The organism is Arthrobacter sp. CJ23, assembly GCF_024741795.1.
Classification (GTDB): Bacteria; Actinomycetota; Actinomycetes; order Actinomycetales; family Micrococcaceae; genus Arthrobacter.
Genome location: NZ_CP102950.1, coordinates 135,693 through 157,192, shown reverse-complemented (window position 1 = coordinate 157,192; position 21,500 = coordinate 135,693). Strand labels below are relative to the sequence as shown.

Annotated in this window: 14 protein-coding genes and 5 rRNA genes; 4 read left to right on the top strand and 15 right to left on the bottom strand. The window is 63.7% G+C overall.

Going from position 1 to position 21,500, the window contains the following annotated elements; all coding sequences use genetic code 11:
* Window positions 1-374: 374 nt before the first annotated feature.
* The 6 genes from NVV90_RS00735 to lysS all read right to left on the bottom strand — a co-directional run bounded on the left by NVV90_RS00735 (window position 375) and on the right by lysS (window position 8,247).
* Window positions 375-884 (bottom strand): amino-acid N-acetyltransferase, encoded by a 510-nt coding sequence (locus tag NVV90_RS00735; protein ID WP_258439291.1) that lies wholly within the window; start codon window positions 882-884, stop codon window positions 375-377.
* Window positions 885-909: 25 nt separating this feature from the next.
* A complete protein-coding gene (locus NVV90_RS00730; protein WP_258439290.1) occupies window positions 910-3,012 on the bottom strand; it encodes a S9 family peptidase in 2,103 nt (700 codons plus the stop codon).
* 229 nt (window positions 3,013-3,241) lie between these two features.
* Window positions 3,242-5,734 (bottom strand): ATP-dependent Clp protease ATP-binding subunit, encoded by a 2,493-nt coding sequence (locus NVV90_RS00725; RefSeq protein WP_258439289.1) that lies wholly within the window; start codon window positions 5,732-5,734, stop codon window positions 3,242-3,244.
* A 421-nt stretch (window positions 5,735-6,155) separates the two neighbouring features.
* Entirely contained in the window at window positions 6,156-6,482 is a 327-nt protein-coding gene (locus NVV90_RS00720) for an Lsr2 family protein (protein ID WP_258439288.1), read from the bottom strand.
* Between the two features lie 122 nt (window positions 6,483-6,604).
* Complete coding sequence (locus NVV90_RS00715; RefSeq protein WP_258439287.1) at window positions 6,605-6,778, bottom strand: hypothetical protein; 174 nt, start codon at window positions 6,776-6,778, stop codon at window positions 6,605-6,607.
* 2 nt (window positions 6,779-6,780) lie between these two features.
* Window positions 6,781-8,247, bottom strand: a complete 1,467-nt coding sequence (gene lysS / locus NVV90_RS00710) for a lysine--tRNA ligase (protein WP_396125379.1) — start codon at window positions 8,245-8,247, stop codon at window positions 6,781-6,783.
* 184 nt (window positions 8,248-8,431) lie between these two features.
* On the opposite strand from lysS, the gene NVV90_RS00705 reads away from it, so the two are divergent.
* Window positions 8,432-9,301: an alpha/beta fold hydrolase gene (locus NVV90_RS00705; protein ID WP_258439285.1), complete on the top strand. Its 870-nt coding sequence runs from the start codon at window positions 8,432-8,434 to the stop codon at window positions 9,299-9,301.
* A 77-nt stretch (window positions 9,302-9,378) separates the two neighbouring features.
* A complete protein-coding gene (locus NVV90_RS00700) occupies window positions 9,379-10,212 on the top strand; it encodes an alpha/beta fold hydrolase (protein ID WP_258439284.1) in 834 nt (277 codons plus the stop codon).
* On the opposite strand, the gene NVV90_RS00695 is transcribed toward NVV90_RS00700, so the two are convergent.
* A complete protein-coding gene (locus tag NVV90_RS00695) occupies window positions 10,213-11,061 on the bottom strand; it encodes a DMT family transporter (protein ID WP_258439283.1) in 849 nt (282 codons plus the stop codon). It lies immediately after the preceding gene.
* Window positions 11,062-11,068: 7 nt separating this feature from the next.
* Window positions 11,069-11,920: an alkaline phosphatase family protein gene (locus NVV90_RS00690; RefSeq protein WP_258439282.1), complete on the bottom strand. Its 852-nt coding sequence runs from the start codon at window positions 11,918-11,920 to the stop codon at window positions 11,069-11,071.
* A 71-nt stretch (window positions 11,921-11,991) separates the two neighbouring features.
* On the opposite strand from NVV90_RS00690, the gene NVV90_RS00685 reads away from it, so the two are divergent.
* Entirely contained in the window at window positions 11,992-12,852 is an 861-nt protein-coding gene (locus tag NVV90_RS00685) for a LysR substrate-binding domain-containing protein (RefSeq protein WP_258439281.1), read from the top strand.
* A gap of 69 nt (window positions 12,853-12,921) precedes the next feature.
* Here NVV90_RS00685 and rrf (NVV90_RS00680) read toward each other — a convergent pair.
* The 4 genes from rrf (NVV90_RS00680) to NVV90_RS00665 all read right to left on the bottom strand — a co-directional run bounded on the left by rrf (NVV90_RS00680) (window position 12,922) and on the right by NVV90_RS00665 (window position 19,848).
* Window positions 12,922-13,038 (bottom strand): 5S ribosomal RNA (gene rrf / locus NVV90_RS00680).
* Between the two features lie 196 nt (window positions 13,039-13,234).
* Window positions 13,235-16,373, bottom strand: a 23S ribosomal RNA gene (locus NVV90_RS00675).
* 540 nt (window positions 16,374-16,913) lie between these two features.
* A 16S ribosomal RNA gene (locus NVV90_RS00670) occupies window positions 16,914-18,439 on the bottom strand.
* Together the 16S, 23S and 5S rRNA genes form the textbook arrangement of a ribosomal RNA operon.
* Before the next feature lie 413 nt (window positions 18,440-18,852).
* The gene (locus tag NVV90_RS00665; protein ID WP_258439280.1) at window positions 18,853-19,848 is read right to left on the bottom strand and encodes a patatin-like phospholipase family protein; all 996 of its coding nucleotides are present in this window, start codon (window positions 19,846-19,848) and stop codon (window positions 18,853-18,855) included.
* Window positions 19,849-20,157: 309 nt separating this feature from the next.
* Here NVV90_RS00665 and NVV90_RS00660 point away from each other — a divergent pair, with 309 nt between their 5' ends.
* On the top strand, window positions 20,158-20,499 hold the full coding sequence (locus tag NVV90_RS00660; protein ID WP_258439279.1) for a YciI family protein: 342 nt from the start codon (window positions 20,158-20,160) through the stop codon (window positions 20,497-20,499).
* 31 nt (window positions 20,500-20,530) lie between these two features.
* On the opposite strand, the gene NVV90_RS00655 is transcribed toward NVV90_RS00660, so the two are convergent.
* From NVV90_RS00655 to rrf (NVV90_RS00645), 3 genes are all read right to left on the bottom strand, one after another.
* Window positions 20,531-20,848 (bottom strand): chorismate mutase, encoded by a 318-nt coding sequence (locus tag NVV90_RS00655; protein WP_258439278.1) that lies wholly within the window; start codon window positions 20,846-20,848, stop codon window positions 20,531-20,533.
* 198 nt (window positions 20,849-21,046) lie between these two features.
* Window positions 21,047-21,163, bottom strand: a 5S ribosomal RNA gene (rrf, locus tag NVV90_RS00650).
* A gap of 137 nt (window positions 21,164-21,300) precedes the next feature.
* A 5S ribosomal RNA gene (rrf, locus tag NVV90_RS00645) occupies window positions 21,301-21,417 on the bottom strand.
* Window positions 21,418-21,500: the final 83 nt, after the last annotated feature.

Below are 21,500 nucleotides of genomic sequence, written 5' to 3'. Positions count from 1 at the left end.
GCGATCCGGCCAGATGGGTGAGACGAGATCCTGCCAAACCTCCGTGCTTCCAGGCGGGCGGGCCTCGGGCGCCTGGTGGGGAATATCAATCTGGAACGCTGAAAAATCCGGAAAAATGACGCGGTCTTGCATCTTTCGCCTCCGAGCTGGGCTGGTTCCTCTCTGGGTGGGACCGGGTCCAGTTTATCTATCAATTTGATTTATGTGAAGCCCCTTACCCGATGACCCCTCCCCGGAACATGCGGGCAAAAGGAAATCCCCTCCGCGACGACGCGGAGGGGATCCGGGTGGCGCCCTGCGCCAGCGCGGGCCAGCCGCCCGGGGGCCTGGCTGCCGGGCGGGCCCGGGCGGCCGGGTGCGCCTGGCTGCCGGGGCTACAGGATCTTGATCATCCGGGTGTTGCCGAGGGTGTTGGGCTTGACGCGCGCCAGGTCCAGGAATTCGGCCACGCCTTCGTCATGGGAGCGCAGGAGTTCGGAGTAGACCTCGGGGTCCACTGCCGACTGGTCTTCCATGACCTCGAAGCCGTGTCGCTTGAAGAAGTCCACCTCGAAAGTCAGGCAGAAGACCCGGGACACGCCCAGGGCCTTCGCGTCCTCAAGCAGGCGGGCCACCAGCATGTGGCCCACACCCTTGCCGCGCCAGCTGTCGGCGGCGGCAAGGGTGCGGACCTCGGCCAGGTCTTCCCACATGACGTGGAGCGCGCCGCAGCCGATCACCTCGCCGTCGTCGGATTCGGCGATGCGGAACTCCTGCAGGCTTTCGTAGTAGGCCACGGTTTCCTTGGCCATCAGGATCCGCTGCCCGGCGAGGGGCGCCACTAGCCTCTTGATGGCCGCCACGTCACTGGTGCGGGCAGGGCGGAGGCTGAAGGTCGAAGTCACTCCCCCATCCTACGAGGCCAGCCGCTTACAGCCCCAGCTCCTCCGGAACCGGGATGTCCTCACCCAGGACCTGCTTGGCCAGGAAGTGTTCCACTACTCCGTACCAGACCTTGGCGTGCTGCGGCTTCAGGATCCAGTGGTTCTCATCCGGGAAGTAAAGGAAGCGGTGCGGGGTGCGGCCGTTCTCGTCGGCGGCCAGCTGCGAACCGGAGAGCAGTTCATACCAGAGCCGCAGGCCTTCTCCGATGGGCACCCGGTAGTCCTTGTCGCCGTGGATCACCAGCATGGGCGTCTTGATGTTGCCCACGTTGCGGTGCGGCGAGTTCTCCATCGCCATCTCGGCGGTCATTTCCTTGAGCCAGTACTGCGAGGCGTCGGTGGTGGGGCCGAACTGGTCCAGGGCCCAGAGGCTCGCATGCGTCACGATGGCTTTGAAGCGGTCGGTCTGCCCCGCCACCCAGTTGGCCATGTACCCGCCGAAGGATCCACCCATCGCGGCCGTGCGCGATTCGTCGATGTCCGGCCGCGCCACCACGGCGTCCGTGATCGCCATGAGGTCCGTGAACGGCCGCTTGCCCCATTCGCCCCAGCCGCGCTGGATGAAGTCCTGGCCGTAGCCGGTGGAGAGGGCGGGATCGGGCAGCAGGACCGCGTAGCCCTTGGCCACCAGCAGCCACGGGTTCCACCGCCACGTCCAGGCGTTCCAGGAACCCAGCGGACCGCCATGGATCCAGAGCAGCAGGGGCGCCGGGTTTTCGGCCGAGGCGCCCTCCGGCAGCGCGAGGTAGGCCGGGACGCGCACCCCGTCCGCCGCCTCCGTCTCCACGCGCTCCAGGCTGCCCTTGTAGGCGGGGCGCTCGGCGGGGGCCGGCAGCCGGACCACGTCGCCGGAAGCGAGATCGATCCGCACGGCTTCCGGCGGGTAGCCATAGGAGCTGCGCAAGGCATAGGCGCTCAGCCCGTCGGGCGAAACCACGACGTCGGTGTACGCCGCCGCGTCCGGCGTCACCCGGGTGACTGCCCCGTCGGCGACGGCGACCCGGAAGACGGGCGTGGCGCCGTCGTCGTCCGCCGTGAGCAGCAGGGCGCTGCCGTCCGGCAGCCAGGCCGCCGGGGCGCCCCAGCGGTCCCAGTGGTGGGCCAGGGGCGCGAGGTCCAGGGTCTCCCCCGCCGCCACGTCCAGCAGGTGCATCTTGACCCGGGGAGCTTCGGCAGGGGTGGTGTCGCTTTCGCTCGTGACCACGAGCGTCCGGTTGTCCGGGCTGACCGGCCCTGGGAAGTAGCTCATGCCTTCGCGGTCCAGCAGGACCTTGACGGATCCGGTCGCGACGTCCACGGCGGCCAGGACTTCGCGGCTGTCCGCCTTGGCGAGAGCCTTGCTGAGGCTTGTGAAAAGGGTCCTGCCGTCGGGGCTGACCACGGATTTGGCCTCGCGCAGCGAGCCCCCGACGCCGGGGGTGAGGTTGCGCAGCTTCAGGGGAGCCGTGGCATCAACCGTCGAGGGCTTTCCCGGTTCAGGCGTGTCGCCATGCTCAACGGCAAAGAGCCGCGGCTCCGCGGGGCCCAGGTCGGCATCCCAGTAGCGGACCGGGTAGCCGGAGTGCAGGATCGCGGCGACTTTGTTGTCCTTGCGGCCCTTGCGGCGCTCCTCGTCGTTCTCCTCGTCCGTGGAACCGGCCAACACCGAGGCGTTGACGAAGGCAGCATCGGCAGCGGCGGCCGTCATGACGGAGCCGACCCCTCCATCGCGGGAGAGGACCACGCGGGCCTCGCCGCCGTCGGCCGGCAGCAGCCACAGCGCACTGACGGGCTCTGCATCGGGGCTGTCCGGGTCCGGGCGGGCCGAGGTGAAGTAAAGGTCGCCGTTGGCCGCGAAGGCGGCGCCGGCCTCGCCCTTGGCACTGCGCGTGATGCGCCGGGCGTGCTTTTCGCCTGCGGGGTCGATCTCCCACAGCGCGGTGACGTATTCGGTGCCCTTGCCGTTCAGCGTGGACACGGTGGTGACGAGGCGCCGGCCGTCCGGGCTCAGCGCCAGGCCGCCCACCCGTGGGATGGCGAGGTAGTGGTCCAGGTCGTGGAAGGGAGTTTCGGGGTGCGTGCCCGGGGTCTGGGCTTCAGTCGAATCCATGCTCCGATTCAACACGTCTTGTGCTGCGGATCACAGGGGCGTTCACTAAGAGTGAAACGTTGCTTTCACATATTCAGCCCAACTAGGTAGCAGCAAGTGTCGTTCTGAGGGCTGAAAACGACACCTGCTGCTACCTAGTTGGGCGGAGGGCGCCGCCAACGCAAGAGCCCCGCCCACTCCTTGCGGAATGGGCGGGGCTCTTCACGTCGTTGGCCGGGTGGCAGGAGCCTTAGGCGCTCGGGGCGATCTCCGGGATGCGCGGCTTGGCGTTGCCTGCGAAGGTGAACTTCGCTGCGTCGCCGTCGCCGTCAACGTCCACCACCACGATGTCGCCGGGGTGCAGCTCGCCGAAGAGGATCTTCTCGGAGAGCTGGTCCTCGATCTCGCGCTGGATGGTGCGGCGCAGCGGCCGGGCACCCATGGCGGGATCGTAGCCTCGCGTGGCCAGGAGGACCTTCGCGGCCGTGGTGAGCTCGATGCCCATGTCCTTGTCCTTGAGGCGCTTCTCGAGGCGCGTCACGAACATGTCCACGATCTCGATGATCTCGTCCTGCGTCAGTTGCGGGAACACCACCACGTCGTCAACACGGTTCAGGAACTCGGGGCGGAAGTGCTGTTTGAGCTCTTCCGTGACCCGGGCACGCATGCGGTTGTATCCGGTCTGGGTGTCCGTGCCGGACTGGAAGCCCGTTGCGACGCTCTTGGAGATGTCGCGGGTACCCAGGTTGGTGGTCATGATGATCACGGTGTTCTTGAAGTCCACCACGCGGCCCTGGGAGTCGGTCAGGCGGCCGTCTTCCAAGATCTGCAGCAGCGAGTTGAAGAGGTCCGCGTGGGCCTTCTCAACTTCGTCGAACAGGACCACGGAGAACGGACGGCGGCGGACCTTTTCGGTCAGCTGCCCGCCTTCTTCGTAGCCGACGTATCCGGGAGGGGCACCGAAGAGACGCGAAACCGTGTGCTTCTCGGAGTACTCGGACATGTCCAGAGTGATGAGGGCGTCCTCTTCACCGAACAGGAACTCGGCGAGAGCCTTGGCCAGTTCGGTCTTGCCGACGCCGGTGGGGCCGGCGAAGATGAACGAGCCGCCGGGACGCTTGGGGTCCTTCAGGCCTGCACGGGTGCGGCGGATTGCCTGGGAGAGGGCCCTGATGGCCTCGTCCTGGCCCACCACGCGCTTGTGCAGTTCGTCTTCCATCTTGAGCAGGCGGCTGGACTCCTCCTCGGTGAGCTTGAAGACCGGGATGCCCGTGGAGTTCGCCAGAACTTCCGCGATCAGGTCCTCGTCAACCTCGGAGATGTCGTCCATTCCGCCGGACTTCCAGTTGCGTTCCTTCTCGGCGCGCTCGGCAATGAGCTTCTGCTCCTTGTCGCGCAGCGAGGCGGCGCCTTCGAAGTCCTGGGCGTCGATGGCGGATTCCTTCTCCATCTTCACAGTTGCGATGCGCTCGTCCATGGCCTTGAGCTCCGGCGGAGCGGTCATGCGGCGGATGCGCAGGCGCGCACCGGCTTCGTCGATCAGGTCGATCGCCTTGTCCGGCAGGAAGCGGTCCGAAATGTAGCGCTCGGCGAGCGTGGCCGCGGAGGTGAGGGCGCCGTCGGTGATCGTGACGCGGTGGTGTGCCTCGTAGCGGTCGCGCAGGCCCTTGAGGATCTCGATCGCGTGCGCGACGGAGGGTTCCTTGACCTGGATCGGCTGGAAGCGGCGCTCCAGCGCTGCGTCCTTCTCGATGTGCTTGCGGTACTCGTCAAGCGTGGTGGCGCCGATGGTCTGGAGTTCACCACGGGCAAGCATCGGCTTGAGGATGGAGGCGGCGTCGATGGCACCTTCAGCAGCGCCGGCGCCCACAAGGGTGTGGATTTCGTCGATGAAGAGGATGATGTCGCCGCGGGTGCGGATTTCCTTGAGGACCTTCTTGAGGCGCTCTTCGAAGTCACCGCGGTAGCGGGAACCGGCAACCAGGGAACCGAGGTCAAGCGTGTACAGCTGCTTGTCCTTGATGGTCTCCGGGACGTCGCCGCGGACGATCGCCTGGGCGAGCCCTTCGACGACGGCGGTCTTGCCGACGCCGGGTTCGCCGATGAGCACGGGGTTGTTCTTGGTGCGGCGGGAGAGGACCTGCATGACGCGTTCCATCTCCTGCTCGCGGCCGATCACAGGATCGAGCTTGTTTTCGCGGGCAGCCTGGGTGAGGTTGCGGCCGAACTGGTCCAGCACCACGGAACCAGCCGGGGTGCCTTCCTGCTGGCCGGGGCCGGAGCCGGAGCCCGGCGTTTCCTTGCCCTGGTAGCCGGAGAGCAGCTGGATGACCTGCTGGCGGACCCGGTTGAGGTCTGCGCCGAGCTTGACCAGCACCTGGGCAGCCACGCCTTCACCCTCGCGGATGAGGCCGAGCAGGATGTGCTCCGTGCCGATGTAGTTGTGGCCCAGCTGCAGGGCTTCGCGGAGCGAAAGCTCAAGCACCTTCTTGGCGCGCGGGGTGAAGGGGATGTGGCCGGAGGGAGCCTGCTGGCCCTGTCCGATGATCTCCTGCACCTGTTCGCGGACGCCGTCGAGCGAGATGCTCAAGGACTCAAGCGCCTTTGCGGCAACGCCTTCACCCTCGTGGATCAGACCCAAGAGGATGTGTTCGGTGCCAATGTAGTTGTGGTTAAGCATGCGTGCCTCTTCCTGGGCAAGCACAACCACGCGACGGGCACGGTCCGTAAATCTCTCAAACATTTCGCCACACTCCTAGCTACGACGTACTTTGATGCTACGTGCCGGAGCCCAGTTTTTGTGGCGTGTTCGCCACAGGGGAAACATGACGCCGCGGCGGAATAATTCCGGCACGGCCCGATCGGCGCCGGCAGGGCCGTCCCGGCTCCCGGCAGCGGCCGTGCCGCCGTCCGCCGATGGCAAGCTGATGACATTCCTGAGAGTATTCCGGCAAGCCTTCCGGCGGACAATCCGGGGCCAAATCCGGGCAAAATCCGGTGCCGAACGTCAGCCCCATTAGCCGGCGTCGGGGTTCAAAAGGGCTCCGCAACAATCCACGCCCATTCACGGGAAATTCCAAGGTTTGGACTAATCATTACTGGTACGGCGTATGCCGTTAAAAGACAATGCCCCCGGCTTATCGCCGGGGGCATTGAACCGAATGTCAGGAATTTGCCTTCTGGTATGCTTCCTGGATTTCGGCCTGAATGCGGCCGCGGCTGTTTACGGTAAAACCGTTGTCCCGCGCCCACTGGCGGATCTGTGCAGAATCCTGGCTCCGGGCGACCGTTGCGCGTCCTCGCGTGGCACGGCCGGTTGAGGTCTTCCGTGCCTTGGCGACAAAGGGTTCAAGCGCATCGCGCAGCTTGGAGGCATTGGCAGATGACAGGTCCATCTCGTAGCTGACGCCGTCAAGGCCGAAGCGCACGGTTTCGTCCGCCGAGCCTTCATCCAAGTCATCGACGAGGATGATTTTTACTTTCTGTGCCATGAAGGGCCTCTCTCGGCAGGGTATTCAGATCGAACGGTATGTAATAGTCAATTATCGTCCACGGCAAGGGCGCGCGTCAAAGGAGAAATGCTTCCTGTGGATAGTGACAGGCGAAAGTCCGGCTATTCAGCAGGCGTGTCGCCGCCGGCCATCTTTGAATTGCGGGAATCCGCCTCCGCCTGGGCGCGGGCTTCAGCCCGCCGCTCGGACTTGTCGGCATTGAAAATGGATTTCATCGCAAACCAAAAGATGAGCCCAACCACAACGGACGGCGCAAGTACGGCAATGTATTCCATGGTCAGTGGCCTTCAGGCTTCAGGAGCGGGAACAGGATGGTTTCGCGGATGCCGGCACCGGTGAACAGCATGACCAGGCGGTCGATGCCGAGGCCGATCCCGCCCATGGGCGGTGCTCCGTATTCGAGGGCGCGCAGGAAGTCCTCGTCGAGCTGCATGGCTTCGACGTCGCCGGCCGCGGCGCGCCGGGACTGCTCGGTCAGCCGCTCACGCTGGATCACGGGGTCGATCAGCTCGGAGAACGCGGTGCCGCGCTCCATGCCGCCGATGATCAGGTCCCAGGCCTCGATCAGGCGGCCGTCCTCGCGGTGCGGTCGGGCCAGCGGCTGGGCCGACGGCGGGTAGTTGTAGACGAAGGTCGGGTTCAGAAGCGTGGGCTCGACGATCTCGCCGAACAGCTCCACCACGATCTTCTCGGCGTCCCACTTGGGGTCCACCTTGACCTCGTGCTTTTCCGCAATGGGCAGCAGCTCGGCCACGGTGGTGTCCGGGGTGATCTCGACGCCGATGGCCTCGGACAGCCCCGGGTACACGGCCACCCAGGCCCAGTCGCCGTCGAGGTTGATCTCGCCGGCGTCGGTCTGGATGGTGCGGGTGCCAACGACGTCGGCGACGTTGAGGATGATTTCCTTCATGCGCTCGGCCATGACGAATTGGTCGGCCCAGGCCTCGTAGCACTCGAGGGTGGTGAATTCGGGGCTATGGGTGGAGTCCACGCCTTCGTTGCGGAACACGCGGCCCATGTCGTAGACGCGGTCAATGCCGCCCACCACGGCCCGCTTGAGGAAGAGCTCGGTGGCGATGCGCAGCGTCATCTTCTGGTCGAAGGCGTTCATGTGCGTCTCGAACGGGCGTGCCGTGGCGCCGCCGTGGATGAGCTGCAGGATGGGGGTCTCGACCTCCACGTAGCCGCGGCGGTCCAGGGTGTCGCGGACGGAGCGCGTGATGGCCGCGCGGCGGTAGACCATTTCGCGGGCTTCGTCGCGGACCATGAGGTCCACGTAGCGCTGGCGGACCCGGGTTTCCTCGTTCAGTTCAGCGTGCAGGACGGGGAGCGGGCGCAGCGCCTTGGAGGCCATGGACCATGAGTCGGCCATGACGGACAGTTCGCCGCGGCGCGAGGAAATGACCTCGCCCTTGATGAGGACGTGGTCGCCGAGGTCAACCAGGGCCTTCCAGTCGGCGAGCGCTTCCTCGCCGATGTTGGCCAGGCTCAGCATGGCCTGCAGGCGGACGCCCTTGCCGTCCACGCCGCCTTCCTGGAGGGTGGCGAAGCACAGCTTGCCGGTGTTGCGGACGAAGACGATGCGGCCCGTGATGCCCACGGTGTCGCCGGTGGTCTCGTCGGCCTCGAGGTGCGCGTACTTCTCGCGGATTTCGGCGAGGGAATGGGTCCGCTCGACACCCACCGGGTAAGCCTCGCCGCCGCGCTCGATCAGCTTGCTGCGCTTTTCCATGCGGATGCGCATCTGTTCGCTGGCGTCGGCGGGCTCTGTGGAGGGGGTGTTTTCAGCAGTCACAAGGGTTAAGTTTACCGGGAGTTGGGCATCTTACTCGACGCTCCCGTTCCTGCGGAAAACCGCGCGCGGAGTGGACCTCCCGGCCGTGCCGCGCGGGTGACCGCACTGCGCGGCTCCCGCCTAGACTGGGGCGGTGGAAGAGCGGACCCTGGACACCGACGACGGCGGACGGCTGGCGCTCTACAGCTACGGCACCGCTGATGCACCGGCCGGGCGGCGCGTCCTGGTAATCGGCGGCGCCTTCCTGACGGCCCTCATCTACAGGCCGTTTTCGATGGCCCTCGCGGCGCGGCTCGGCGAGGGCTGGGCCGTGGACGTTTACGACCGCCGTGGCCGGGGCGGCTCGAGCGAACAGCCTGCGGACTATTCCATGGACACGGAGATCTCCGATGTCCGGGCAGTCCTTGGGATCACCGGTGGCCGGCATGTCTTCGGGCATAGCCTGGGCGGCTCGGTGGCGCTCAACGCCGCCAAGGAGTTCACCGGGACGGCCTTCGAGATGGACAGGCTCGCCGTCTATGACGCCGCGGTGAACATTGACGGCAGCGTCGACATGTCCTGGCTGGCCGGCTTCGCCGAATCCGTTGACGGCGGCGACTTCCCCCGGGCCATGGCGCGGCTGAAGCGCGGGATGAGCCCGGGCACAGCCTTGGCACGCATCCCGGAACCGGTGCTGGCCGGCCTGCTGGCTGTGGTCTCACGGACCCGGGCCAACAAGCTCCTCCGGGAACTGATGCCAAGTGGCGTGGGTGAACTGAAAGCGGCGATGGAGGAGCGGCGGCACGCTGCGGATTTCGCCTCCTTGCCGGAAGGCACGTGCTTCCTGGTGGGCGCGAAGAGCCCCGAGTACTACAAGGTCACGGCGGAGCGGCTGCACGCCGCCGTGCCCGGAAGTTCACTCCGGGTCTCGCCGAAGGGTGTCCATGGCTCGGTGCCGGCGGCCTTCAAGGAGCTGGTCGCCGATATTGCCGGCTACTTCTCGGAGACGAGCAACGCAGCGTGACTCCTGCGGCGTGGCGCAACAGAGCCGGGGTGCGTGCCGAACTGTCGGCTTTCAGGCGGCTCCGTTAGGCTCGATGCATGACGCGCGAGAACATCACCACTACCGACGGCGGAACACTGGAGGTCCTCACCACGGGGGGTGACCTCGCGGCTGCCGGCTCCGGCGTCGTCGTCGTTCCCGCATCCATGGTGACCGCCGCCGATTACGCGCGTTTCGCGCAGAAACTGAGCGCGGCGCTGGGCCGGCCGGTCCATACTTTCAACCGCCGCGGGCGGGGCGGGTCATCGCCGCAGCCGATGGATTACACCCTTGACGTGGACATCCGCGACCTCGCCGCGGTCATGCAGCACACCTCCAGCACGGACGTTTTCGGGCACAGTTTCGGCGGTGCCGTGGCCCTGCACGCCGCACGGACCCTCCCCGTGGAACGGCTCGCGGTCTATGACCCCGCCGTCTCCGTGAACCACAGCGTCAAGGCCGATTGGGCACCCGAGTATGAACGCGCGACGGCGGCGGGAGACTTCGACCGTGGCCTCGCCGTGCTGGTCAAGGGCGTCGAGACGGGCGGCGCATTCTCACGCATGCCGCTGTCCATGCTTACCCTGGCCAACAAGCTGACGGCCGGCACCACCATGGGCAAGCAGATGCGCGAGCTCATGCAGTGCGGTGTGCGCGAGATCAAGGCCGTCATTGCCGCGGACATGCCGGCGGAGCCGTTCCTGGAGCTGCCGCTGGAAACCCTGATCGTGGTGGGCGAAAAGAGCCCGGCATACTTCGGGGTTGCCTGCGGGCAGATCCATGACGTGCTGTCCGGCTCCAGCTACACCATCCTGCCGGGCTACGGCCACGACGGCCCCATCAAGGCCCCGGACAAGCTGATCGCGGAACTTTCCGAGTTCTTCTCCGGCTAGTCAGCCGAGCTGCAGGGCAACAATCCCGCACACGGCCGCGGCCGTCAGGCCCATGCGGACCTTGCTGAAGCGTTCGCTGAAGAACACCGCCCCGATCACGCCGGCCAGCAGCACGCTCGTCTCACGGAGCGCCGAAACCAGTGCCAGCGGGGCCAGGCTCTGGGCCCAGACCACCGCCGCGTAGGCCAGCATGGACATGAGCCCGCCCAGCAGCCCGGGTTTCCAATGTGCGCGGACCTCGATCACGAATCCGCCGCGGCTGGGCGCCAGCCACCAGCACAGCATCGGAATCATGGCGCCCTGGAGCAGGAACAGCCAGGCGACATAGCCCAGCGGCTCCCCGGACAGCCGCACGCCCACCCCGTCCACCAGCGTGTACGCAGCGATGCTCAGCCCCGTCAGCACGGCGAACAGGGAGCCTTTGCGGTTGCCAGCCCGGCCGCCGGTCAGCGACAGGCTAAGCAAGGAACCCGCGACGACGGCCACCCCCGCCAGTTGCATCAGGTTGAGCTGTTCCGCCAGGAAGGTCATGGCGACGGCGGCCACCACCAGCACGGCCAGCCCGCGGGCCAGCGGGTATACCTGCGAGAAGTCGCCGTGTTTGTAGGAGGCGGTCAACAGGATCATGTACATGGTCTGCAGGCACGCGGATGCGGCAATGAACGGCCAGGACGCCTCCAGCGGAGCGCCGAAGACCAGGGAGCCGGCGATGCCCGAGACCAGGTAGACAAGTGCGATCAGGGTCGAGGCGGCCAGCCTGTCCGGGATGGCCTTGGCAATGGCGTTCCAGCCGCTGTGCAGCACGGCTGCGAAGAGGACCACGGCTGTCACGGTCAGGGTCAGGGTCAAGGCGGGCCTACCGCGCGCCGAAGAGGACGCCGTCGGTGTCTTCCGCGGGGATCCCGAACGCCGCCAGCACCTGGGCCGCGATGTCGGCGTGGTCCAGCGCCTCGACGGATTGCGGCACGCCTGCCCCCGCTGCGGCCATCCAGGCCGTACGTTCCTCATCGCTTTCGCCGCCGTGGCCGCCGGCGTCCACGTGCCCGTGGTCGGTCACCACGATGACAGTCCATCTCTCCCTGGCCCGGGCTGGCCTGCTGTCGATGGCGGCCAGCAGCACGCCGAGGCGGGCATCGCAGCGCTCGATCGCAGCCACGTAGTCCGGGCCGGTGCCGTGGTTGTGGGCTTCGACGTCGGCCTCCCCGAAATAGACGAAGGAGGCGGCAAGGTCCTCCCGCGCCAGGCGGCGGGCCGCGTATCCGGCAACGGCGTCGTCGGCGAGGATCCAGCTCCCGGCGTCGTTGGCGTCTTCCGGGTCCGGAGTGGGAACCCAGCCGCGGGAGGAGAAGATCGGGCCGCACTCGACTTCGCTGGCCAAGGGGTGCCAGCTTGCGGCAACCATGGTCTCGAGCCCGGGCCTGGCCGACCTCAGCCGTGCCGTGAAGTCCGGAAATCCGTCCAGCTCACCGGGGTGGTGGCTGTTGCCGGTGACCATGTGCCTGTCCTGGTACACGCCGGTGGCCACCGTGGACCATACGGGGCCGGAGATGGTGGCGTTCTTTTCGTGCACGCGGACCGCCAGCAGAACCCCCGACGCCGCGAGCCGGTCGAGTGCCGGGGTGGACGCGGCCAGGAGGGTGTCGTAACGGATGCCGTCGATGCCGACGACCAAGACGTGGGGCTCATGGGCCGTGGGAAGGTTCTTCACGGGACTGACGCTATCCAGCCGCGACGTTGAAATATAGGGACAACCACTAATATCTATAGAACACTTAGGCCATGCCTATGAATATGACCCATCTGCGGGCCTTCCACCTCGTGGCCAACTACGGCAGTTTCGTGGCGGCCGCGCGGGCGGCGGGCGTCAGCCAGCCCACGCTCTCGGAACAGGTCCGCTTGCTTGAGCGGCGGCACACGGCACGGCTCCTCCAGCGGGTGGGCCGCTCCGTGGAACTCACGCCGTTGGGGCGCAGCCTCTTCACTGTCACGGCGCGGATCTTCGCCGCAGAGAAGGAAGCGGAGGGCATCCTGGCCCGTGCTCAGCATGCCATGAGCGGAGAGCTCCGCTTCGGGACGGATGCGCCGATCAACGCCGTCGGGGTGCTGAGCGCGTTCCGCCGGCTCCACCCCGGCGTCGCCGTCCAGCTGGTCAGCGGGAACTCCGCCGGCATCCGGCAGCGCGTGCTCTCCGGCACCGTTGACGTGGGAATCATCGCCGACGAAACGCCTCACCCGGAGCTGACAGCCAGGACACTGTCAACGCAGGACCTGGTGGCCTTCGTGCGCAATGACAATCCGCTGGCGGCATCGAAGACCATCAGCCTCCGGGACCTGGTGACCCAGCCGCTCATCATCCGGGAAGTGGGTTCAGTGACCCGGAGAAGCATCGAGCAGGCACTCAGCCAGGCAGGGCTGCAGCCGGAGGAGGTCCTCGAAACGGACAGCCGCGAGGCCGTCCAGGCAGCCGTCATGGCCGGGCTCGGCATCGGCGTCATCGGCGAGGACGAATTCAGCGACCACCCCCGCCTGGCCCTGCTCGACTTCACGGACAGGATTCCGCCCATCACGGAGTACCTCATCTACAGGACCGAGAACCGGGGCAGCCACGTGATCCAGGCGGTGCTGGAGTGCGTGGGGTAGCGTGGGCTGTTTTGTGGGTTAAACGGGAGTGCCCCCAACCGGGGTTGGGGGCGCTCGACCTGAATGGTTGTCCGGCGGTGTCCTACTCTCCCACACCCTCCCGGGTGCAGTACCATCGGCGCTGTGGGTCTTAGCTTCCGGGTTCGGAATGGGACCGGGCGTTTCCCCCACGCTGTGACCGCCGTAACCCTGTGTCCCGTCCCCGCACTCGCCTGGCTGTGCCGGGGGTGGGAAATCCGTGGTTACAACATGTTCCTGCCCGTGCGGGCAGGTGTGGTGTTGTTGTTGTTTAGTTGTGGTTGTGTTCCTGTGCCGTGCAAACCGCGGTTTGGGTTTGTTGGTCGGGAACCACATAGTGGACGCAAGCAAGTGTTTTGTTTGTGTGGTGTAAGTTGTCGGCCTATTAGTACCGGTCAGCTTCAACAGTCTTTGGTCCTGTCTTCCACATCCGGCCTATCAACCCAGTGGTCTGGCTGGGGGCCTCTCACACACGAGGTGTTTGGAAATCTCATCTTGAAGCGAGCTTCCCGCTTAGATGCTTTCAGCGGTTATCCCATCCGAACGTAGCTAATCAGCGGTGCACTTGGCAGTACAACTGACACACCAGAGGTTCGTCCGTCCCGGTCCTCTCGTACTAAGGACAGCCCTTCTCAAATTTCCTGCGCGCGCAGCGGATAGGGACCGAACTGTCTCACGACGTTCTAAACCCAGCTCGCGTACCGCTTTAATGGGCGAACAGCCCAACCCTTGGGACCTACTCCAGCCCCAGGATGCGACGAGCCGACATCGAGGTGCCAAACCATGCCGTCGATATGGACTCTTGGGCAAGATCAGCCTGTTATCCCCGAGGTACCTTTTATCCGTTGAGCGACGGCCATTCCACAATGTACCGCCGGATCACTAGTCCCGACTTTCGTCCCTGCTCGAGATGTCTCTCTCACAGTCAAGCTCCCTTGTGCACTTACACTCGACACCTGATTGCCAACCAGGCTGAGGGAACCTTTGGGCGCCTCCGTTACTTTTAGGAGGCAACCGCCCCAGTTAAACTACCCATCAGGCACTGTCCCTGACCCGGATCACGGGCCGAAGTTAGATGTCCAAAGTGACCAGAGTGGTATTTCAACGATGACTCCACCCGGACTGGCGTCCGGGCTTCCACGTCTCCCACCTATCCTACACAAGCCACTCCGAACACCAATACCAAACTATAGTAAAGGTCTCGGGGTCTTTCCGTCCTGCTGCGCGTAACGAGCATCTTTACTCGTACTGCAATTTCGCCGAGTTTATGGTTGAGACAGCGGGGAAGTCGTTACTCCATTCGTGCAGGTCGGAACTTACCCGACAAGGAATTTCGCTACCTTAGGATGGTTATAGTTACCACCGCCGTTTACTGGGGCTTAAATTCTCAGCTTCGCCACCGAAGTGGCTAACCGGTCCTCTTAACCTTCCAGCACCGGGCAGGAGTCAGTCCGTATACATCGTCTTGCGACTTCGCACGGACCTGTGTTTTTAGTAAACAGTCGCTTCCCCCTGGTCTCTGCGGCCCACACCCGCTCCGGAGAGCAAGTCTCCATCACGGGGCAGGCCCCCCTTCTCCCGAAGTTACGGGGGCATTTTGCCGAGTTCCTTAACCATAATTCTCTCGATCGCCTTAGTATTCTCTACCTGATCACCTGTGTCGGTTTGGGGTACGGGCGGCTAAAACCTCGCGTCGATGCTTTTCTAGGCAGCATAGGATCACCGGATCCCCCCTTGCGGGAGTCCCATCAGATCTCAGGAACGTGATTGAACACACAGGGACGGATTTGCCTATCCCTGACCCTACATCCTTAGACCGGGGCAACCATCGCCCGGCCCGGCTACCTTCCTGCGTCACACCTGTTAATACGCTTACCTCCCGGGATCAGGTCCCGCGCTCGGCCAAAACCCGCACACCACAAGGGTGATTGGGCAGGCTCCGGGCGGTTAGTATCCCCCGCTTGGCATGGGCGGTTTTTCGCCGGTACGGGAATATCAACCCGTTGTCCATCGACTACGCCTGTCGGCCTCGCCTTAGGTCCCGACTTACCCAGGGCAGATTAGCTTGACCCTGGAACCCTTGATCATTCGGCGGACGGGTTTCTCACCCGTCTTTCGCTACTCATGCCTGCATTCTCACTCGTGTAGGCTCCACCGCTGGTTTACACCGCGACTTCACCGCCCACACGACGCTCCCCTACCACTCCAGACGCCTGAACCACGAAGGCTAGGCCATGTCTGAAATCCACAACTTCGGCGGTGTACTTGAGCCCCGCTACATTGTCGGCGCGGAATCACTTGACCAGTGAGCTATTACGCACTCTTTCAAGGGTGGCTGCTTCTAAGCCAACCTCCTGGTTGTCTTCGCAACTCCACATCCTTTCCCACTTAGCACACGCTTAGGGGCCTTAGTTGGTGGTCTGGGCTGTTTCCCTCTCGACTATGAAGCTTATCCCCCACAGTCTCACTGCTGCGCTCTCACTTACCGGCATTCGGAGTTTGGCTGACGTCAGTAACCTTGTAGGGCCCATCGGCCATCCAGTAGCTCTACCTCCGGCAAGAAACACGCAACGCTGCACCTAAATGCATTTCGGGGAGAACCAGCTATCACGGAGTTTGATTGGCCTTTCACCCCTACCCACAGCTCATCCCCTCCATTTTCAACTGAAGTGGGTTCGGTCCTCCACGACGTCTTACCGTCGCTTCAACCTGGCCATGGGTAGATCACTCCGCTTCGGGTCTAGATCACGCCACTACGATCGCCCTGTTCAGACTCGCTTTCGCTACGGCTTCCCCACACGGGTTAACCTCGCGACGTAACACTAACTCGCAGGCTCATTCTTCAAAAGGCACGCCGTCACAGCTACAAGGCTGCTCCGACGGATTGTAAGCACACGGTTTCAGGTACTGTTTCACTCCCCTCCCGGGGTACTTTTCACCTTTCCCTCACGGTACTGGTCCGCTATCGGTCATTAGGAAGTATTTAGGCTTATCAGGTGGTCCTGACAGATTCGCACGGGATTTCTCGGGCCCCGTGCTACTTGGGATCCTCTCCAGGCGGTGCACAACATTTCGGTTACGGGGCTCACACCCTCTCTGGCCGGCCTTTCAAGACCGTTCACCTATGCCTGCACTCCACACCCCACCGGTCCGGCAGAACCAGTACGGAAAGTCCCACAACCCCGCCCATGCAACGCCCGCTCGGCTATCACACATGGAACGGTTTAGCCTGATCCGCGTTCGCTCGCCACTACTAACGGAATCACTCTTGTTTTCTCTTCCTGCGGGTACTGAGATGTTTCACTTCCCCGCGTTCCCCCCACGCACCCTATGTGTTCAGATGCGGGTCACCAGATCACTCGCGCGTCTGGCGGGGTTTCCCCATTCGGACATCCTGGGATCACCGTTCGGTTATCAACTCCCCCAGGCTTATCGCAGATTCCTACGTCCTTCTTCGGCTCCTAATGCCAAGGCATCCACCGTGTGCCCTTAAAAACTTGACCACACAAAGATCAAAAGCTTTTTCGAGAGAACCATGACCACAAGGGCCAGGTTCTTCATAAAAAGAAATTGCTGTAAGACACACACACGCCCCGCCCCCGAAGGAACGGCCATGCGCATGCCTAGATGCTCGCGTCCACTATGTAGTTCTCAAACAACAACCCCGTCCCCCACACCCCACACACCCAGCCACCCCCAAGAGGGCGGCCACCGTGCGTGTTCGGTGAAGGCAGGAAAAACAGAAACCCCAGGAGGTTCCCGCATTGCTGCAGGTCCTGTTGCCTCAGGACCCAACAGTGCGCCAAACACAACCCCGCATCCCACGCCCCGGCGCGTTCCCAACACCCACACCCCCAAGGGGGCGCGGGCGCCGTACTGGCACCAGGACACGGCCGCGACGGCCATGCCAAAACAAGTCTGATTCGTTGATATTCCACCCATGAGCACCCACCGCAGGACGAATGCCTGCGCAATGGGCTTTGCTTCCACACACCCACTCCAAGACCATGCGGTCCCTTCGGGGCGATGATGGTGCTCCTTAGAAAGGAGGTGATCCAGCCGCACCTTCCGGTACGGCTACCTTGTTACGACTTAGTCCCAATCGCCGGTCCCACCTTCGACGGCTCCCTCCCACAAGGGGTTAGGCCACCGGCTTCGGGTGTTACCAACTTTCGTGACTTGACGGGCGGTGTGTACAAGGCCCGGGAACGTATTCACCGCAGCGTTGCTGATCTGCGATTACTAGCGACTCCGACTTCATGGGGTCGAGTTGCAGACCCCAATCCGAACTGAGACCGGCTTTTTGGGATTAGCTCCACCTCACAGTATCGCAACCCTTTGTACCGGCCATTGTAGCATGCGTGAAGCCCAAGACATAAGGGGCATGATGATTTGACGTCGTCCCCACCTTCCTCCGAGTTGACCCCGGCAGTCTCCTATGAGTCCCCGCCATCACGCGCTGGCAACATAGAACGAGGGTTGCGCTCGTTGCGGGACTTAACCCAACATCTCACGACACGAGCTGACGACAACCATGCACCACCTGTGAACCAGCCTCAAGAGGGGCGCCTGTCTCCAGGCGTTACTAGTCCATGTCAAGCCTTGGTAAGGTTCTTCGCGTTGCATCGAATTAATCCGCATGCTCCGCCGCTTGTGCGGGCCCCCGTCAATTCCTTTGAGTTTTAGCCTTGCGGCCGTACTCCCCAGGCGGGGCACTTAATGCGTTAGCTACGGCGCGGAAAACGTGGAATGTCCCCCACACCTAGTGCCCAACGTTTACGGCATGGACTACCAGGGTATCTAATCCTGTTCGCTCCCCATGCTTTCGCTCCTCAGCGTCAGTTAATGCCCAGAGACCTGCCTTCGCCATCGGTGTTCCTCCTGATATCTGCGCATTTCACCGCTACACCAGGAATTCCAGTCTCCCCTACATCACTCTAGTCTGCCCGTACCCACTGCAGAACCGGAGTTGAGCCCCGGTCTTTCACAGCAGACGCGACAAACCGCCTACGAGCTCTTTACGCCCAATAATTCCGGATAACGCTTGCGCCCTACGTATTACCGCGGCTGCTGGCACGTAGTTAGCTTAGCGCTTCTTCTGCAGGTACCGTCACTTTCGCTTCTTCCCTACTGAAAGAGGTTTACAACCCGAAGGCCGTCATCCCTCACGCGGCGTCGCTGCATCAGGCTTTCGCCCATTGTGCAATATTCCCCACTGCTGCCTCCCGTAGGAGTCTGGGCCGTGTCTCAGTCCCAGTGTGGCCGGTCACCCTCTCAGGCCGGCTACCCGTCGTCGCCTTGGTAGGCCATTACCCCACCAACAAGCTGATAGGCCGCGAGTCCATCCAAAACCGCAAAAGCTTTCCACCACCACACCATGCGGTGAGCGGTCGTATCCGGTATTAGACCCAGTTTCCCAGGCTTATCCCAGAGTCAAGGGCAGGTTACTCACGTGTTACTCACCCGTTCGCCACTAATCACCGGCGCAAGCACCGGGTCATCGTTCGACTTGCATGTGTTAAGCACGCCGCCAGCGTTCATCCTGAGCCAGGATCAAACTCTCCGTTGAAGTAAAACAAAAACAGACACAACCAACACCCCCGGAAACACGGGGAAAGAAGGCTGCACAAAATTTGAAACCAGCTGAAACCAGGCCACCACACACGGGGGTGCGGGCAACCCGGCAAATCAACCAATTCATAAAAACAAATCGGTATCAACAAACTTGGCACACTATTGAGTTCTCAAACAACAGACCCCATGATTCATCACCCGCCAGCACGCCACAAAAGACACACCAACAAGCCATTGGAAAAAGGAGATTATTTGGCCGCCATCCGAAACATACACACCTTCCGGCTTTCCGTTCCGCACCCGGCGACTCAGAAAACAATACACCCACCCACACCCCCACGCAAATCCACCCCAAACACGCTGCATCGGTCCGCGCGGCCTCGTTTCCGGTCAGGTTCGCGGTGGGCATCAGCGCCAGAATTCGGTGAGTTGCCCGGCAAGGGCCCTGCCTTGCTCGTAACCGGCTCGAGCGGCGGGCGGACGCAGTGACAGATCCATCGCATTGGCACCAAACATGTGCTCGGAGTTGCTGTCCGGGAAGATCGTTTCGACTCTGCCGCCGCGTGCACGCAGTTCGTAGACCTGTGTCGCGAGATGCATGCCCCACCCCACCGGAGTCCGTGATCTGCCGCCGAATGGCGACAGCACCAGCACCCGTGCGTATCCGGCCGCCAGATCGGCGTTCTCGGCGTTGGATCGGTAGCCGCCGTCGATGTATCGGCTGCCGCCGATCTTGTAGGCGAAGCCACTGGCACAGCTGGCAGCCACGGCGTCCACCAGGTCGACGCCGCTGTGGCGGTCGAACACGACCGGTTCACCGGTAGAGGCGTTGACCGCCGTGATGAGCAGCGTTTGTTTCGGCCAGTGCCGGCTGGGCAGCCGGGTGGCGACGGTAGCGCGCCACCGCGTTTGCCCGGAGCCGTCCGACGCCGCGTCGATTTCGAGCGCCGCCGCACCCATTCTGCGGCGCATGTCGGCAGCATCCTCAGCGGCGGCGATGATTCGGCTCGTTCTCTCCATATGGTTCGCCGCCGCTCCACTGTGAACGCGTCCGCCGTCGGATCCCGCCGGAGCAGTGCGTGGCTGGGGTGCGGCGGAAAGGATGGCGGCCAGCAGTTCATTCGAGGTGGCGCTGGTGATCTGGGCCGCGGCAGTAGATTCTGCCGACGTGCCGATGATCAGGTCCGTCTCCCTTGCATCCAACCCGGCTTCGAACAGGCCGGCGATGACGCCGATCAGCCAGGCATTGCCCGCCGATCCGCCACCACCGAGGACCAACGCTCGCTCACCCGCTCCGTGTACCCGGCTTGTGGCGTCGACCTGTGGGTGATCCTGGTCAGACCTCGGCAGCTCGGTGGCCGCCGTGGAAATGGAGTGCAGAGGTGAAGAAGGTGTTGTGTTCATGGGAGTCGCCTTTCGCGAATTGCCTGATGGGGCGCTCCCGGTGGCGACTACCTCAGTCGAGCGATCGTGGACTGCAAGGGAGCACCCACTGCGGATACTGCGTTCATGGGACTCACCTCCTGCCGATAGATCACGATCACTGAAAGCTAGCACGCCCGCGAAGCGGTGCGCCATCGGCCTCATGCCGGATACGGCGTCGCTGCACCTTGACGACGTGGCGGGCGTCGGAGCCATAATCGGGCTGGGCACCAGAGCGGTGCCGCAGAGAGGAGCCGGCGGATGGCGCCGCCGGAGTAGAGGAGTCTTCGAATGACGAAGTACCTGATCTCGTTCCCCGGTGAGGCCATGGTGATCCCCGAGGAGGACTTCGAGTCGGTAGTGGAAGCCTCGCATGCCGTCATCGACGAGGCCAAGGCGGCGGGCGTGTACGTCTTCGGCGGCGGGATCGATGAGGACGTGGACCCGGTGCTCGTGGCCGGTGACGGCACCGTCACCGAGGGCACGTACCCAGGCCACAAGGTGCCCAACGGCGGCTACACCGTTCTCGAGCTGCCCTCGCGGGAGGCCGCACTCGAGTGGGCCGCGAAGATCGCCGTCGCCTGCCGCTGCTCGCAAGAGCTCCGGCAGTTCCACTACGACCCGGCCAGCTGACATGGCCGAGGGATGCCGCTGGCAATCCGGATCAGACAGCGTTGCTCTGGGTGGCCGAGGCCGAATCGCGGTGGTTCTCGTGGATGGTCAGCTCAAGGTCGATGAAGGCCGCGATCATCGCCCGGTACGTTCGCTCTACAACGTCAGGGGCCGCACCAAGCTCCACAGCCAAGGCACGCACCTTGGAAATGACCTGCTCAACGCGGTCCGGAGCCCGGACCGCGCCCGGATCGCTCTTCAGCTTGCCGGCCTCCACCACCCAATGCTGCCGCCGGCACAGGAGTTCAACGATCTGCCGATCCAGCGCATCAATCTCCGTGCGAACATCCTCTATACCAACACGTGTCATCCGGCCATTCCTGTTGAGATCCATCGGGTCACCCCAGCTGGGGATCCTGACGCCCGGCCCTTGCTGGATTGAATCAAGAACGGGGCGACGTTGTCATTCTCACACTTTGGTCCTGCTCGGGCCGGAATGCACGGGCAGGTGCTTGTTAAATGACAGAAGCCCCGACCGTCATGGTCGGGGCTTCTGTACTGAATGGTTGTCCGGCGGTGTCCTACTCTCCCACACCCTCCCGGGTGCAGTACCATCGGCGCTGTGGGTCTTAGCTTCCGGGTTCGGAATGGGACCGGGCGTTTCCCCCACGCTGTGACCGCCGTAACCCTGTGACCCGCTCCGCCTGGCTGCGCCAGGGGTGGGAAGACTCGTGGTTACTACTTCAGTGCTCGTATTCAGTTTTGCAAACTATCCATGGGAGTGCCCCCAACCGGGGTTGGGGGCGCTCGACCTGAATGGTTGTCCGGCGGTGTCCTACTCTCCCACACCCTCCCGGGTGCAGTACCATCGGCGCTGTGGGTCTTAGCTTCCGGGTTCGGAATGGGACCGGGCGTTTCCCCCACGCTGTGACCGCCGTAACCCTGTGTCCCGTCCCCCGCACTCACCTGGCGGTGGCGGGGGTGGGAAATCCGTGGTTACAACATGTTCCTGCCCGTGCGGG

Coding starts and splice junctions, on each gene's coding strand:
- NVV90_RS00685 (WP_258439281.1), top strand. CDS start 11,992: ATGCCTATGAATATGACCCATCTGCGGGCCTTCCACCTCGTGGCCAAC.
- NVV90_RS00655 (WP_258439278.1), bottom strand. CDS start 20,848: ATGACACGTGTTGGTATAGAGGATGTTCGCACGGAGATTGATGCGCTG.
- NVV90_RS00660 (WP_258439279.1), top strand. CDS start 20,158: ATGACGAAGTACCTGATCTCGTTCCCCGGTGAGGCCATGGTGATCCCC.
- NVV90_RS00720 (WP_258439288.1), bottom strand. CDS start 6,482: ATGGCACAGAAAGTAAAAATCATCCTCGTCGATGACTTGGATGAAGGC.
- NVV90_RS00730 (WP_258439290.1), bottom strand. CDS start 3,012: ATGGATTCGACTGAAGCCCAGACCCCGGGCACGCACCCCGAAACTCCC.
- NVV90_RS00715 (WP_258439287.1), bottom strand. CDS start 6,778: ATGGAATACATTGCCGTACTTGCGCCGTCCGTTGTGGTTGGGCTCATC.
- NVV90_RS00725 (WP_258439289.1), bottom strand. CDS start 5,734: ATGTTTGAGAGATTTACGGACCGTGCCCGTCGCGTGGTTGTGCTTGCC.
- lysS (WP_396125379.1), bottom strand. CDS start 8,247: ATGCGCATCCGCATGGAAAAGCGCAGCAAGCTGATCGAGCGCGGCGGC.
- NVV90_RS00700 (WP_258439284.1), top strand. CDS start 9,379: ATGACGCGCGAGAACATCACCACTACCGACGGCGGAACACTGGAGGTC.
- NVV90_RS00665 (WP_258439280.1), bottom strand. CDS start 19,848: ATGAACACAACACCTTCTTCACCTCTGCACTCCATTTCCACGGCGGCC.